The sequence below is a fragment of the Streptomyces sp. NPDC051907 genome (genome assembly GCF_040681075.1).
Taxonomy (GTDB): domain Bacteria; phylum Actinomycetota; class Actinomycetes; order Streptomycetales; family Streptomycetaceae; genus Streptomyces.
In genome coordinates, this window is the sequence record NZ_JBFAYB010000251.1 from 1 (window position 1) to 1122 (window position 1122).

At 65.1% G+C, this 1122-nt stretch carries 1 protein-coding gene and 1 pseudogene; both read right to left on the reverse strand.

Annotation, left to right across the window (positions count from 1 at the left end; translation table 11 throughout):
• A partial coding sequence (locus AB0M39_RS42180) for a hypothetical protein (protein WP_365374547.1) occupies positions 1 to 590 on the reverse strand: 590 nt, incomplete at its 3' end.
• Positions 591 to 804: 214 nt separating this feature from the next.
• Positions 805 to 1122: pseudogene (locus tag AB0M39_RS42185) on the reverse strand (hypothetical protein); the annotation flags it as partial.

A 1122-nucleotide genomic window follows, 5' to 3' on the forward strand; every position in this document is an offset into this window, starting at 1 on the left:
CCGCGGTCGACCAGGGAGCGCAGATTCGAGCGCAGTGCCCGCCGGCCGGACCTGTCTCCCTTTGCGACGCCCAGCAGGTCAGCGACGTCTCCACTCGCCCAGTCGGTGTCGGGCCGGGAACCCACCACCGTCAGGATTTCCTGCATGCGCCGCCCCCGGACGACGACCTCTTCGCTGAGGCGTGCATCCAGAACTGGGCTGTCCGTTGCCACTGCTGCGGGGGCTTCCGGGGTGGACGAGGCGGCCGTCGCGGAGGCTGCGTCTGCGGGGGAGCCGGGGGCGGGCTCGTCCTCATCCTTGTCGTCGCCGGGGACGACCCACAGGTGGGTGACGGCGTCCGGTGCCGATTCCATGAGGCCGAGGTCGACTGCACGGTCGTACTGACACCGCAGAGTCGCCAGAGCCGACTGTGTTGTGTCGTCCATGGCGGCGATTTCGGCCTGCATTTCCCGTGCCTCGCTCAGCGCTTTCTCCAGGCCGCTGACAGTGCGGTCGCACTTCTGCCGAGCCGCCTTGATGCGGCCGGGCAGGTATCTCATTCCGTCCATGGGGATATCGGAAGGATCTTCGGGAATTGGCTGATGGGCCATAGAAGTACGGTAGGGGCCGGACAGTGTGCCCGCCATGCTTTCGGTGGTTCGCTCTCCCGAGGCCAGGGGAAAGTCCGGTTTCAGCCTATTTGGGATGCGATATTTATTCGCGTGTGGACTGTTGTTTCATTTCTCGCGCGAGTGCTTGAGAGGCAGAGAGTCCTCCGTCTCAGGATAGATGGCTGATCATGTGACGTATGGCGAGAACGTCCGGTTATAGCTGGCCACTTGCACTCGAAGGTGAGTGGGACGGTTCGTCGACCTCTGGCAGCCAGGGGCCGGCCAGAGTGTCGAGCAACTCGCGGTTGAGGGACTCCGTGCCGTCACGGATGGCCCGGATAGCGCCACTGCGGACGAGGTAGCCCAGACGTTGGACTGTGCCCCCGGTAATGTGGTGCAGGTGCTCGGCCATGTCCGGAAGAGAGCCGGGCACGTGTTTGCGCAGCCGCAACGCTTCTTCTGTCTGTGTGATGACGTCGTGCCAGGCCGGCCCGGGCGGTGTGGGGCCGAGTGCCAGGGGAATGAGTCGGCG